This is a genomic window from Ancylomarina longa (assembly GCF_003996985.1).
Lineage (GTDB): Bacteria > Bacteroidota > Bacteroidia > Bacteroidales > Marinifilaceae > Ancylomarina_A > Ancylomarina_A longa.
The window spans coordinates 32,008-45,022 of record NZ_RJJX01000017.1 but is presented as its reverse complement, the minus strand read 5'-3'; the positions used below and the strand labels follow the sequence as shown (position 1 = coordinate 45,022).

At 32.2% G+C, this 13,015-nt stretch carries 14 protein-coding genes and 2 pseudogenes; 8 read left to right on the top strand and 8 right to left on the bottom strand.

The genetic code is table 11. The annotated features are described in order from the left end of the window. Window positions 1-2: 2 nt before the first annotated feature. Genes DLK05_RS11925 through DLK05_RS11915 form a run of 3 tightly spaced genes read right to left on the bottom strand, consistent with a single transcriptional unit; the run spans window position 3 to window position 1,286 of the window. Complete coding sequence (locus tag DLK05_RS11925) at window positions 3-251, bottom strand: sulfurtransferase TusA family protein (protein ID WP_127344231.1); 249 nt, start codon at window positions 249-251, stop codon at window positions 3-5. Between the two features lie 35 nt (window positions 252-286). Beyond that, window positions 287-853 carry a DsrE/DsrF/DrsH-like family protein gene (locus DLK05_RS11920; protein WP_209319854.1) on the bottom strand — a complete coding sequence of 189 codons (567 nt, stop codon included), beginning with the start codon at window positions 851-853 and terminating at the stop codon, window positions 287-289. A 13-nt stretch (window positions 854-866) separates the two neighbouring features. After that, window positions 867-1,286, bottom strand: a complete 420-nt coding sequence (locus DLK05_RS11915) for a hypothetical protein (protein ID WP_127344230.1) — start codon at window positions 1,284-1,286, stop codon at window positions 867-869. A gap of 249 nt (window positions 1,287-1,535) precedes the next feature. On the opposite strand from DLK05_RS11915, the gene DLK05_RS11910 reads away from it, so the two are divergent. Then, window positions 1,536-2,216 carry a Crp/Fnr family transcriptional regulator gene (locus DLK05_RS11910; RefSeq protein ID WP_127344229.1) on the top strand — a complete coding sequence of 227 codons (681 nt, stop codon included), beginning with the start codon at window positions 1,536-1,538 and terminating at the stop codon, window positions 2,214-2,216. Between the two features lie 118 nt (window positions 2,217-2,334). Here DLK05_RS11910 and DLK05_RS11905 read toward each other — a convergent pair. Further along, window positions 2,335-3,228: pseudogene (locus DLK05_RS11905) on the bottom strand (IS1595 family transposase). A gap of 635 nt (window positions 3,229-3,863) precedes the next feature. On the opposite strand from DLK05_RS11905, the gene DLK05_RS11900 reads away from it, so the two are divergent. After that, a complete protein-coding gene (locus tag DLK05_RS11900; RefSeq protein WP_127344228.1) occupies window positions 3,864-4,226 on the top strand; it encodes an EamA family transporter in 363 nt (120 codons plus the stop codon). 338 nt (window positions 4,227-4,564) lie between these two features. On the opposite strand, the gene DLK05_RS11895 is transcribed toward DLK05_RS11900, so the two are convergent. From DLK05_RS11895 to DLK05_RS11885, 3 genes and pseudogenes are all read right to left on the bottom strand, one after another. Beyond that, window positions 4,565-4,762, bottom strand: a complete 198-nt coding sequence (locus DLK05_RS11895) for a transporter (protein ID WP_209319853.1) — start codon at window positions 4,760-4,762, stop codon at window positions 4,565-4,567. Window positions 4,763-4,905: 143 nt separating this feature from the next. After that, window positions 4,906-5,360, bottom strand: a pseudogene (gene tnpA, locus DLK05_RS11890) (IS200/IS605 family transposase). Window positions 5,361-5,446: 86 nt separating this feature from the next. Continuing rightward, entirely contained in the window at window positions 5,447-5,680 is a 234-nt protein-coding gene (locus DLK05_RS11885; RefSeq protein ID WP_127344226.1) for a putative signal transducing protein, read from the bottom strand. A 201-nt stretch (window positions 5,681-5,881) separates the two neighbouring features. Between DLK05_RS11885 and DLK05_RS11880 the strand changes: the two genes are divergently transcribed. The 6 genes from DLK05_RS11880 to DLK05_RS11855 all read left to right on the top strand — a co-directional run bounded on the left by DLK05_RS11880 (window position 5,882) and on the right by DLK05_RS11855 (window position 10,375). Then, window positions 5,882-6,502, top strand: a complete 621-nt coding sequence (locus DLK05_RS11880) for a CatA-like O-acetyltransferase (protein WP_127344225.1) — start codon at window positions 5,882-5,884, stop codon at window positions 6,500-6,502. Between the two features lie 157 nt (window positions 6,503-6,659). Then, complete coding sequence (locus tag DLK05_RS11875) at window positions 6,660-7,031, top strand: response regulator (RefSeq protein WP_127344224.1); 372 nt, start codon at window positions 6,660-6,662, stop codon at window positions 7,029-7,031. Between the two features lie 164 nt (window positions 7,032-7,195). After that, the gene (locus DLK05_RS11870) at window positions 7,196-8,098 is read left to right on the top strand and encodes an alpha/beta fold hydrolase (RefSeq protein WP_127344223.1); all 903 of its coding nucleotides are present in this window, start codon (window positions 7,196-7,198) and stop codon (window positions 8,096-8,098) included. 61 nt (window positions 8,099-8,159) lie between these two features. Then, entirely contained in the window at window positions 8,160-8,609 is a 450-nt protein-coding gene (locus tag DLK05_RS11865; RefSeq protein WP_127344222.1) for a methionine-R-sulfoxide reductase, read from the top strand. Between the two features lie 327 nt (window positions 8,610-8,936). Then, a complete protein-coding gene (locus DLK05_RS11860) occupies window positions 8,937-9,542 on the top strand; it encodes a MarC family protein (RefSeq protein WP_127344221.1) in 606 nt (201 codons plus the stop codon). An 89-nt stretch (window positions 9,543-9,631) separates the two neighbouring features. Continuing rightward, a complete protein-coding gene (locus tag DLK05_RS11855) occupies window positions 9,632-10,375 on the top strand; it encodes a sulfite exporter TauE/SafE family protein (protein WP_127344220.1) in 744 nt (247 codons plus the stop codon). Between the two features lie 103 nt (window positions 10,376-10,478). Here the strand turns inward: DLK05_RS11855 and DLK05_RS11850 are convergent, their stop codons facing one another. Continuing rightward, window positions 10,479-12,938: a TonB-dependent receptor gene (locus tag DLK05_RS11850; protein WP_127344219.1), complete on the bottom strand. Its 2,460-nt coding sequence runs from the start codon at window positions 12,936-12,938 to the stop codon at window positions 10,479-10,481. Window positions 12,939-13,015: the final 77 nt, after the last annotated feature.

Genomic DNA, 13,015 nt, shown 5'->3' with positions numbered 1-13,015 from the left:
CTTTATTTTTTTAAATAAATTTTATAAAAGCCTGATTCCTCAACAGTTCCCAAGCATTCAAAACCTTTTTTGTTACACCATTTTGGAATATCATTTCTAGTTCCTTCATCAGCTGAAAGCACTTCCATAATCTGACCTTTCTCAATAGTACCAATTGCTTTTTTAGCTGCCAATAATGGACCTGGGCATGAAGTTCCACGTGCGTCTACAGATGTGTCTGCTTTTATTGTCAATAATTCTTCTTGTGTCATGATCTTAAATTTTAATAATTAAAAATATATTCTTACTATATAAATAACTGTGCACTACTCTCTCCTGCGTCACCGGCAAAAGTTACTGCTCCGGCAAAACGTAAGTTTGGATAGTCAATCAATTCTTCTTTTTTAATACCCATCAAATCCATGGACATTTCGCATATGGTAATTTCAATACCGAATTCTCCGGCTTGTTTAAACATTTCTTCCAAAGAAAGCACACCGTGTTTTTTCATGATAGACTTAATCATTTTTGGTCCCATTCCTCCCATATTCATGTTCGATAATTTCAATTTATCTTTTCCCTTAGGAAGCATTATACCAAACATTTTAGACACAAAGTTTTTACCATGAGCTTTCTTTTTAGGATCACGCAATGCTGCAAGAGACCAAAATGAAAAGAACAATTTCACTTCCATATCCATTGCTGCAGCTCCCAGAGAAATAACCATGGCAGCCAAAACCTTATCAAAATCACCAGATACTACGGCGATTGATAGCTGGTCCTGATTCATTCCCTCTAACATGGAAACCTTTTTCTTTAGTTCGTCAATTTGTTTTTGAAAATCAACAGCCTGAGTTTCTGTTACTTGTTGCATTTTTGTTTTTTAATTAGATAAATAAATTAATATCGGAGTTTTCTGCAGAGGTCAAATACTGACTAATTCCGCAAATGTCATCTACTAAATCGATGAAATCATCCAACTTTTCTCCATGCCAAACTTTTCCTGCAAATCCACAAACATGAATAGTCATGTTTGTTAATTCTTTGGCAGTTTTAAAAGCATCTGTCCAATGGGGAGTATTAAGTCGGTCAAGAGAGGCAAGAAATTCATCCTTTTTGTCAGTTATCTCCGCAACACGGTCATTTGTTAATGCATTTTCTTTTTTAAATGCAAAAGCCGCTTGCAGCAAAACGTAAATTTCAACATCCATATCCTCAGCAGCTGCACCACCAAGAATCACACCAGCAGCAGTTAATTTATCTACGCTACCAGTATAAAGGGCTAAGGTTAATTTTTTATTTGCCATTTTTTTTTGGTTTTAGGTTTTTTATAGGTTACGTTGCAAAAATATATAGAGAAGAAATACCTTCTATTATTTAGGGTGTGAGTTCAGACATATTTAAATGTGATTCATATCACATTGTCGAAATATTTATATATTTGTATCTGTATTTACTACTAAAACACCATACAAATAGCTAAAATTCAAATTTACAATGCCATAGCTAAGATAATTATTAAATAATTATTTCTTTAATTTAGACGAGAATAATTTATGAACGGAAAATCATGTAAATTTTGTGTCAACAAGTCTTTTGCTTCTAATTTTTTAAACGATAACGAATTAAAAATGCTTGAGAAAAGTTGTGTTGATGTGCAATTTTCTAAAGGTGATGTTATATTCAAACAAAATGCTCTTTCTTCAAATATTATTTTTGTAAAAAGTGGATTGGTTAAAATACATATTACCGGACCTGATCGAGAACAAATTTTAAAGATTATTAAGGGGCCAACTTACCTTGGAATTCCAACAACCTTTGGAGACAAGGTTAATCATTATTCTGCAACAGCAATAATGAATACGTCCGTTTGTTTCATAGATTTAAATTCTTTTAAAGAGTTTATCGCATCAAATAGCAATTTTGCCTACGAAATAATAACAGAATTATGCAAGAATGAGTTAGCTCATTTTGCCCATTGCGTAAATCAGGTACAGAAACAAAGTCAGGGACGAATTGCGGAAGCTCTCTGCTTTTTTGCAGATGAAATATTTAATGAAACCACTTTTGATCTTCCATTATCCCGTCAGGAATTTGGGGATTTAACGGGTAACTCCAGAGAAAGTGTTTCTCGTATATTGGCTAATTTAAATAGTGATGGTGTAATTTCATTAAACGGTAAAAATATTGAAATTTTGGATATAGAGCGTCTAAGAAGCATCAGTAAAAATGGTTAACTCCTTTTAGCTATTAATCTCAACCATTCATAGTTGGTCTCCTATTCACTGCATTCTAAATAAATTGTCAGGAGAAAAATTTGCAGTTAAATCCTTTTTAATTTATAGAGGTCAGTAGTTAGTTGCATATTAATTTTTCTTGATATATTTTCTCGGCAGTTACCATTTTCCTGATCAAATTATTAAATATATTCTCTTTCATTAAAGAACGGTTTATCCTATAACAAAATTCATTAAGGTAGCGATTGATGTTAAACTCGCTGACCCACGAATAAGTTGTTCTTATCCATGACTTTACTTGATGTATCATCGTATGCATGGCTTTAAAGTTCAAGCCATGATCGCTTTCAACTTGAGTAATGTTGTACTGACTCATTAAAGGCCTGTAACCTTTCCATTTATCGGTAACAACGGTAGCTTGCTCTGAAATATGTTTCTCGAATATCTTTTCTAATTCTTTTGCAGAATAATTATCGATCTTCATGGAGTACATACGTTTAACTTTCCCTTCATCGGTAAGCTCTACTGCACATACCACTTTCTTTTTCCTGGCATTGTAGCTCCTGCCGACTTTACCTTTTTCTTTACCTCCGACAACAAATTCATCAACATGAACAATGCCATCCATAGGATGATTCTCACTTGATTTCATTGCCTCTCTAATCTTGTGCATAAAGAACCTTGCAGTTTTTTCTGTCACCCCAAACCTGACAGTAATATAACTAGCAGAAAGGCTTTTGGTCGAGGTGGCCATCTCAAAGCAAATAAAGAATGCTTTGCGCACACCAAATTTAACTTTGTGGAACAATGTATTTGCCGTTGCAGACTCAGTATGGCTACACTTATTACAAATCCGCGAAGAGTTGGACCTAATCTGACTGCCGGTGTGACCACATTTCACACACTTAAAACCTTCCTGCCATTTTATTCCAGCTAAGTATTTTATGCAATCTTCATCTGTTTTGAAGCGTTCAGTAAACTATATGAGGTTTTGACCTTTATATAAATCCATGATTCCCCTGTTTTCATTGAATGTAAATATATGTATTTATCTACTGACCTCTATTAATTTAATTAGCACCACCTCAAATAACTTATACAATTCAACTATGGAAAATTCGCAGAATACGGCGATGGGATATGTTTATGCCCTTCAAGCATTTTTTGCCTGAGGGGTATTCTACCAATATTCTAAAAATTACTTAACCCAAGTTTCTGCTTTAGAAATTTTAGCCCATCGGATCTTTTGATCCTTTGTTTTTTTATGCTTGTTCATCTTATGGCGAAAACAAAGCAGTATATTCGATTTACTTAAACAAAGAAAAAACCGTAATTCCTTACTTCTCTCCTCCATACTTATAGGCTCCAACTGGGGGATCTTTATTTACGCTGTTAATTCCAATCAAATTGTAGAAGCTAGTCTGGGATATTATATCAATCCAATTGTAAATATGATATTAGGTATGATTGTTTTAATGAAAAATTAGATAAACTAAAAATTACTGCCTTAATAATAGCTGCTATCGCTGTAATTTACCTTACCGTGGATTATGGGAAATTCCCTCTAATTGCTTTATTTCTGGCAATCTCATTTGGAATGTATGGCTTGGTAAAAAAAACTCTGGAATTTCTGCTATTCCAGCCTTAATGATAGAAACACTTTTACTCGCACCCCTTGCCGGAATTTATATTATCTATAAAATGTGGTTAGGTTCTGGAGCTTTATTCACCATTTCGGAAAATATTTATATTTATCTAATTATCACCGGAATAGCAACCACTCTACCTCTTTATTGGTTTCAAAAGGAGCACAACGAATTCTCTTATCGGCTTCTTAGTTTTATGCAATATCTTGATCTAAGTCTCATGCTGCTAATTGGTATCTTTGTATATGGCGAGACATTTCATCACGAACAGGCAATAGCATTTAGTTTAATATGGTTTGCATTGATACTTTATTCGATTTCCATGATTAGAAAAACAAAAAGCATTAAAAAGAAAGTTGCTTGAGTAAGCATTTTTCAATATAATAGAACATTCAAAATGGATTATTCTCTAAGAATAGAAATGATTCTTTCTAACAAAGCCCTCCTACAGCTGCAGAATTATTAATAAAAAGCGGGAGAATTGATATTATTGAAACCTTTCAAACTGTAGAAAAAAATGATTTTTTAATCTTTTATAGAAATCAGAGGCATGCTTTAAGAGCCAAATAGGAATCCAAAATTATTAAATCATGCCGTTTGCAAAATCCACTTCTATCGATAAAGCATTCAATTTCAGAGCACAAAAAAAGTTTGAATTGTAAAACAAATCAAACTTTCTCTGAATTGATGTAATAAACTGCCTTACGGCATTCTTATTGATAATCCTAAGCTAGGAAAAAAATCTGGAGAAACCTTACTTAAACCAATTCCTGTTGAAATATCAAGCTGTAAATTTTCATTTACTTCGTAAGTGAGACCTCCATCCCACCGATGATCATTTTTCCCTTTACCAGGAAGGAAACCATACAATTCGGCAAATGCATTTAATTTTTCACTCAAAATCAAGCTTATTGTTGTGGCACATTAAGCAAATACAATTATCCCAATGGATAATAAAGTAAGAACAAATATTAATTTTTTCATATACCTCATGTTTTAATGAATCTCCCCGCTGCAAGCAGACGGGGTATCTGCTACTTGGCTTAAAACAAAACCAATTGTTTATTCTTATGTAGACATTTATATTCTTTCTCTACTCCTTGATCTCTAACATATATTGAGATTGTACTCTCATTCCCGTGCTTACCAACTGTACTAACAAAATAACCATCTGTTAAAATTCGCCTCCCCACAATTGTTTTTTTACCTCTGGATGGCATCGAAATATCTCTCGAGCAGTTATACTTTTTAGCATCTTTATTATTTGTGTCGGACTTTTCATAGGAACTGACTGAACCAAAAAATGAACATGATCATTGTCTGTACCAATTTCTAAAAAATGAATCTCATAACGCTTTTCTATTTCAAGGCAGATATCCTTCAAGGTTTCATCCACCATCTCACTGAAAACAACTCGTCGATACTTTGCTGAACAGACAAAATGATACAACAATATGGAAACATTGTGTGATTTATGTATATAACGACTTTCTTTCATACACAAAACTATAAACTTTACGCTGCAAGCAGCGGGGAATTAAACCCGGAGAGATTAAAATGGGCTAAGAAATATTTAATAATCAGTTAATTCTCCTCATTTCTAATATTTCTTATTATTTTTTTAGCCTTTTCCAAATCAGATTCTTCCACGAATAATTCAATGGAATCAGGAATTCCTCCCATACCAACAATCATTCCTGAACTAAATTCATCCTTGGTAAGTGAAGAAATCCCAATTTCTTCTAATCTTTCCTTATAATATTGTACATCAATAAAAGATCCTACAAAGACACATGCAATTTCATTATTATTTGTCATTTTAAATTAATTTTTAATTATTTATGTTCTATATTTCGAAGATATATAATTTACAAACATTATCCTAATAGCTAATTCAGCCAGGAATAGAATAACTTAGCAAAGAACTATGCATTTTTCATCTATTCAGAAATAAAATTACATTTGTCTCAACTCATTTGTCAATATTTATTCTGGAAAATTGAGTAAAATAAAAAAAATATGAAGGAAATTGAAATAGAAAACTGGAATAGGAAAGCACAATATCAATTTTTTAAAAACTTCGATGATCCTATGTTTGGTGCCTCTTCTAATGTAATCTGTACTAATTTATACAATGAAGTAAAGAAAACCAAGGAATCATTTTTTGTACACTACATGCATAAAGCATTGCAGGCAATGAATGAAATATCAGAATTTAGACTTAGAATATCAGAAGATAAAGTCCTTGAATTTCAAAAGATAAACGGGACTACTACCGTTTTTAAAAAAAATAACACATTCAATTTTTGTTATTTCAATTATCATAAAGAATTCCCAAAATTTTATTCCAGCACATGCGATGCAATTGATACAGCCAAAAATCAAGATCACTTTGTAACGAAAAATGATTTAAATCTCATTTATGTTTCCGTAATACCATGGAGGAATTTCACAAGTATTAAGCATCCACGAATGTTTGATAAGGAGGATTCTATTCCAAAAATTGTATTCGGTAAAATATTTGAAGAAAATAATCAATTGATGATGCCGGTTAGTGTTGAAGCACATCACGCACTTCTGGATGGATATCATTTAAGTTGTTTCTTTAATCGATTTGAAGAATTAATGAAAAATATATAACAACTCTACTATTTAAATTCAACTCAAATATTTATAAATACATTTAAAAGAATCACCAACATCATTGCATGTTTTTTTTAGAGATAATAATTAAAAAAATCATTTTTAAAGTTCATAGATATAGTTTATTTTTGAATCTATAAACGAAAGGTTAACTATGAATAGCACTAAAGGTAAAACTATACTGGTTGTTGAAGATGAAGAATTTAATCGCATATACTTCGAAGAGTTACTTTATCATTTGCAATGTAAAGTATTGGTTGCCAGCAATGGACTGGAAGCCATAGAACTGTGCAAAGAACATGATAATATAGATTTAGTGCTAATGGATATTAAAATGCCGTTAATGGATGGATACGAAGCTACTCAAGCCATAAAAAAAATAAGACCTAATCTTCCAATCATTGCCCAAACAGCATTTGCTATGTTGGGAGATAAGCAAAAGTCCCTTATAAATGGTTGTGATGATTATATTGCTAAACCAGTAAAAAAAGATGATTTCATAAAATTAATCAATAAGCATTTATAATATATCTCGCTATTCTGTTGCTAATAATAATTAACTTCTTCCAGAAACAACTAATACTTACCATACTGAATAAATCTACTAATTAAGGAATTATAACATTTTCTGTTTGTATTTAAGACTAAATTGTATTTTATTACACCTAGGTACAATCTTACAAGCCGATAATGAAAAAACGAGTAAAAAAAATTGTAATTTTTTTTGGGATAATTGCGTTTATATTCAGCATTATAATTGTATTTTTTTTTCAAAAATTTCACTCTCAATTTGATGATCGTAAAGTTCTTTTAGAATTACAAAAAAATAATATTAGAACTCAAAGCAATTTTATTCCATTCAAAAATTATAAGATCCATGCTATTCATATAGGGGATTTAAAAAAGCCTAAAATTCTATTCATTCATGGTTCACCAGGGGTTTGGTTCGACTTTAAAAATATATTTAAGGATAGTTTATTGCGCACTAAGTTTTGCATGATCTCTTATGATCGCCCGGGATATGGATTAACAAATATACCCGTTCAAACTTCACTTAAAAATCAAGCTCAAGTTGCGGCACGAGTGATGGATTATTTTGGAGCTAGCTCCGAAAAATTTATTGTCGTGGGTCATTCCTATGGTGGTGCCATCTTAGAACAGAGTATTCTGGATTATCCGGATAAAATTTCTAATGCAATTTATGTGGCTCCTTGTCTATCTCCTAAGTATCAAAAAGCAAGATGGTATAATATAATTGCCTCTGGAGGTTTAAGCAAAAGATTAATCCCGCATGATTTAAGCGTAAGCAATATGGAAATGATGGCTTTATCTGAAAATTTAGAAAAAAATGAAAATCGTTTGTGTGATATAAACGTATCAACTTTCTACATTCAAGGAAAAAAAGATGTATTGGTTCCATACAAAACTCTATACTATTATTTGCAATTCCAGAAGAACGTGAATTACAGACTTATGAATGATGTAAATCACTTTATACCATGGTCTAATCCAGAAATAATGATTCAAGCAATTTTGGATCAGAAAATGAAGAATGAATCAGATGATAATTTGACAGAACAAAATAACCAATAATAGAATATTGTCTATTGTAATGAGGGATACCATTAGAGCAATATTGATAAAAGAAAGCGTGATGAAGAAAATAGGAACATTAATTATCCTTATAAACCTAATAGGTTTTAATTTAATAGCACAACAAACGATGAGTAAAGGGAATTACAATAAATTAACTGAAGCTGAAAAACGCGTTATTCTTTATAAAGGAACAGAATATCCGGGAACAGGTAAATACTTAAACAATACAAATATAGGAATTTATACCTGCAAACAATGTAATGCTCCTCTTTACCGATCGACTGATAAATTTGATTCTCATTGTGGATGGCCAAGTTTTGATGATGAAATTGAAGGTGCGGTAAAAAGAATTCCAGATATCGACGGAAGAAGAGTTGAAATAGTATGTGGAAATTGCAATGGACATTTAGGCCATGTTTTTGTAGGGGAAAGATTCACAGATAAAAATACAAGACATTGTGTCAATAGTATCTCGCTGAATTTTATCCCTGGTAAGAATGAAAAATAAAAACATACCAAATACTGATTATTACAAGGTGGGATAAGATCTAAAAACTCTTCTCCCACTTTTTTTTAGTATTTGTAAAATTTCTAAGCAATAATTCTTCTTAAAAATTGGTACAATAAGGTGGATATCCAAAAAATAAATTACCTTCGCACGAATTTAATTTTTTCACATATATAGTAATGTTTGTTAATTTTACAACAATTCAATTTTAAGATCCTGATCAGGATCTCATTATTCGATAGTTCATTTAGTAATTATTCACTTTCGTTGTTTTATGCACTTAGTTTTAACTATTTTTAGTTCGAAACTACTAAAGATCTAATTGTTATGCATCTAAATTTTCTTGAAATAATATCCACCTCGATAGTTCTTTTTGCTGTAATTGATATTATTGGATCAATTCCAATAATACTTGATTTAAAAGCCAAAGGTGGTCAAATTGAAGCCTTGAAAGCAACACTGGTAGCTCTTGGAGTTTTAATACTATTTACATTCTTAGGAGAAAAATTACTTGGATTATTTGGAGTTGATTTATCCAGCTTTGCTATTGCGGGTTCTTTTATCCTATTTATTATGGGTGCGGAAATGGTGCTTGGAATTGAAATTATAAAATATGATGGACCAAGTGGGATATCTATTGTACCAATAGCCTTTCCTTTAGTTGCAGGTGCGGGTTCCTTCACTACCGTTCTTTCGCTTCGCGCTGAATATGCAATGGAAAATATTATTGTGGCATTAGTCTTGAATTTAGCTTTTGTTTATATAGTTCTAAAATCTACAAATTGGGTAGAACGTATTTTAGGCGATTCAGGAATACATATACTTCGTAAAGTATTTGGAATTATTTTATTGGCTATTTCTGTGAAATTATTTATGAATAATGTGGCTATACAAATTCATTCCTTATTCCCATTTTTAAAAGAAACACTTTAAGCTTTATAACTTTTAAATAAATTTAACGTGCCAATTAAAAGTCTTTCCGCTAACTTTAAGGATATTTTTAATATTTAAATGCCTATTACATGCATGATATTACCATCATTCAAATAATACTCTGCACTATAGTGATACTTTCTGCTGCTATAATTAAAGGTATGACTGGATTTGGTTTTGCATTACTGGCCGTTCCTTTTCTATCTCTTCTATTTCCAATGCAAGTACTAGTACCTGCGATGAGTTTATTTAATCTAATTACCAGCATTGTTATACTATTCAAACTGCAGGAAAAAATTAAAGCCTATTATTTTATACCAATGTTCATTGCTAGTTTAGGTGGTATTCCTTTAGGGGTTTATGCTCTAGAGTATGTAAGTAGTGATACTCTACGTTTAATTACAGGTATTTTAGTAGTTCTTTTTTCATTAAAGATGCTAGGAAAAGTGAAATTGGCCAAGCGATTTAAGGGATTACCTATCGTGTTTGCAGGTTTCATAAGTGGTATTTTAAACAGTAGCATTTCTGTTGGAGGGCCACCGTTAGTAATTGCCATGAATAGAAAAGGATATCAAAAAAATAAATTCCGCGGTGTTTTTGCATGGTTTAGTACTTTCTCGGCATTTTTTACTACTGCAGCATTTGTCATGAAGGGAATGATTGAATCCGAATCTATAAATCTTGCATTATTCTGCTTACCAATTCTATTTTTTGGTACTCATGTTGGAGCAAAATTCTCAGGAAAAATTGATGCTGAGAAATTTCGTAAAATGGTGATTGGCATCAATATTATTACAGGATCTATTATAGTTGTTTCAGCATTGATTCATTGAAAATCAGATTATATATGAAAATAGAAAAGCTCATTGCATTAATACAATAAGCTTTATTATAACTGATGCAATATTGATTTATTACGAAAATTAAAATCCTATTTTATTGCATTTCAAATTCCTCAACATCTGTTCCACCATTAGATCCACGATCTCTTTTCTGCTTGTAATTATTGATTTTATAGCTAATATTAAGATGAAAACTAGGTGATTTTGGTTCAAATAAGCTATGATTATAAAAGTTTGTCCCAGTATACGTGGTTTCATGCTTTGCAGTACCTAAAATGTTCCTGACCTGCAATGTAGCAGACATCTTCCTCTTCCAAAAAGTTCTTTTCAGGCCTGCTGAAGTAGTGAAAAATGCTTCTCTTCGTCCTTGTGCCCAATCTGTAGGAGAATGATAGTTCATATTTACTTGCAATCTTGTCTTTTTATCAAAAATGAAAGTGGCATTATTTCGGATACTCCAATTATAACTCTTCGTGGAAAAGTCTTGAATAATTTCATCACCGTTAGAATTAACTGTTGCAAACTCCCCCTCTTCTTTATAATGATAGAAATTACCGATTAAATCATTTTTAAACCATTTCGCAAAACTCAGATTTAAAGTAGCCTCCATCCCTAATGAATAATCCTTACCAACATTATCCATAGTGCTGAGCATCACATTATCCTCGTAAACAGTTCTCACTCGTTCTATTTTATTATGAGTAATCTTATAATACGTCTCAAAAGAAAAGGCCTGATCTCCAAACCGATTCATAAAGCCCATCTCATAGGAATCTATATATTCAGGATTTAAATCAGGATTTCCTTTTCTCACATTATAGGCATCAGTCCAGGTAATAAATGGTTCTAAGTACCATCCTCTAGGCCTTTGTATACGTCGAGTATAACTAGCCATAAGTTGATTCTTTGAGTCTAAATCATATTGAGTATGAATGGTTGGAAAGAAATCCCATCGATCAATTGTAAATTTATCAGCTTCCCCTTGAAATTCAATCTTACGATTTGTATACTCAGACCTGAGACCTAGCTGATAACTAAACAATCCAATTTTACTTGCAAGGGTAGAATATAACCCATGAACACTTCTATCGTAAGTCACCATATGGCTAAATTGATCCTGATATTCATATAATTCATTAGCGACATTGAAATCGTTTTGTTTGGTATTGTCTTCACTGGAACGAATTTGTCCTTGGTAGCCAGCTTCGAATTTAGAATCTTTGCCTAATGGCAAAGTATAATCCGAACGAATTTCCCATCGTGTTCCCGGGCCTACTTCTGTAGCAATTTGACCAGAAGTCTGTTGTTGATTCGAATCAAACAACTCATTAGTAGATCTCTCATCTCCATCCCTGTGAGAATAGGTGATTTGTGTAGATAACTGATGTCCTTTACCTTTAAATTTTCTCAAATAACTAAAGTTGGAACTTATGAAATCCATTTTGCGCTTCCATAAATCCTGACTGTCATAAAGCGTTAGATCATTTCCAGCATCTGAATATTCCTGATAATCCTGAATCGTGCCACGTTTCATGTCTCTTTTACCAAGTCTAATACCGGCAGATAACTGATTCTTTTCATTCAGATCGAAATCAAACCCGGATCGAAGTCCATAAGATAATCTCTCCATATCCGAATTACCTTGAGAAACCACATAATTAGTGACCTCATCCAAAATAGTCCTATTTTCGGATTCTCTATCTCCTGAAAATCCTCTATTATTATAATTCACTCCAAAGTTGAAATTCCATTTTTTCTTTCGGTAGTTCACCAAAACATCACCACCATAATTATCCTGACTACCCAGATTTAAATTCGTAATACCACTTAAACCCTTACCCTTATTTTTTTTTGTAATGATATTAATAATTCCAGCAGTTCCTTCCGGGTCATATTTTGCGGAAGGATTGGTGATGATTTCGATATTATCAATAGCGCTTGCCGGCATTTGTTCTAATATATCTGATGCATCTAATATAGAAGGTTTTCCATCCACCAGAACAGTGAAATTAGAACTTCCCCGAAGACTAATATTTCCTTCAATATCGACACTTACGGATGGAACATTCTCTAAAACATCCACAGCAGTTCCACTAGCCGCAGTAATTTGTCGGCTTACTGGAATTACTTTCTTATCAATTTGATATTGAACAGGCAATCGCTCTGAAGTTACGACTACCTCATCTAAAGACTCGCTGGAAACTCTAAGTTTTACAATCTTTAAATCTGCTGTTTTGTGAGTTTTATTAATAGGAATATTGCGAACAGCCGCCTTATTATATCCTATAAAAGAAACTTCAATAAAATACTTTCCTGGTTTAAGCTTCTTCAATTCAAAAAAGCCTTTTCCATCAGTAATAGTACCGTCAATTAATAAGGAATCAAGCATTGTATAAACTGATACAGTTGCATACTCAACCGGAATATTTAAATCCTTATCCACGACAACACCTTTGATGATACCTCCATAGATATTTGGTTTTATAGATGGTTCAATTGCCTGAAGTGAATTGAAACAAAGGGAAAAAAACAAGAGTGAAATAAATCGATTCATGAGAGTTGTTTATATGGTTTATTAAGTTGTTCCGGAAAACATACAATTCCTTGTCGAAAAGGCTATAAGAATCTATA

Excerpts from the sequence above, each read along its gene's own strand:
- DLK05_RS11925 (WP_127344231.1), bottom strand. The coding sequence starts at position 251 with ATGACACAAGAAGAATTATTGACAATAAAAGCAGACACATCTGTAGAC.
- DLK05_RS11880 (WP_127344225.1), top strand. The coding sequence starts at position 5,882 with ATGAAGGAAATTGAAATAGAAAACTGGAATAGGAAAGCACAATATCAA.
- DLK05_RS11915 (WP_127344230.1), bottom strand. The coding sequence starts at position 1,286 with ATGGCAAATAAAAAATTAACCTTAGCCCTTTATACTGGTAGCGTAGAT.
- DLK05_RS11910 (WP_127344229.1), top strand. The coding sequence starts at position 1,536 with ATGAACGGAAAATCATGTAAATTTTGTGTCAACAAGTCTTTTGCTTCT.
- DLK05_RS11885 (WP_127344226.1), bottom strand. The coding sequence starts at position 5,680 with ATGACAAATAATAATGAAATTGCATGTGTCTTTGTAGGATCTTTTATT.
- DLK05_RS11865 (WP_127344222.1), top strand. The coding sequence starts at position 8,160 with ATGAAGAAAATAGGAACATTAATTATCCTTATAAACCTAATAGGTTTT.
- DLK05_RS11850 (WP_127344219.1), bottom strand. The coding sequence starts at position 12,938 with ATGAATCGATTTATTTCACTCTTGTTTTTTTCCCTTTGTTTCAATTCA.
- DLK05_RS11900 (WP_127344228.1), top strand. The coding sequence starts at position 3,864 with ATGATAGAAACACTTTTACTCGCACCCCTTGCCGGAATTTATATTATC.
- DLK05_RS11860 (WP_127344221.1), top strand. The coding sequence starts at position 8,937 with ATGCATCTAAATTTTCTTGAAATAATATCCACCTCGATAGTTCTTTTT.
- DLK05_RS11920 (WP_209319854.1), bottom strand. The coding sequence starts at position 853 with ATGCAACAAGTAACAGAAACTCAGGCTGTTGATTTTCAAAAACAAATT.
- DLK05_RS11875 (WP_127344224.1), top strand. The coding sequence starts at position 6,660 with ATGAATAGCACTAAAGGTAAAACTATACTGGTTGTTGAAGATGAAGAA.
- DLK05_RS11870 (WP_127344223.1), top strand. The coding sequence starts at position 7,196 with ATGAAAAAACGAGTAAAAAAAATTGTAATTTTTTTTGGGATAATTGCG.
- DLK05_RS11855 (WP_127344220.1), top strand. The coding sequence starts at position 9,632 with ATGCATGATATTACCATCATTCAAATAATACTCTGCACTATAGTGATA.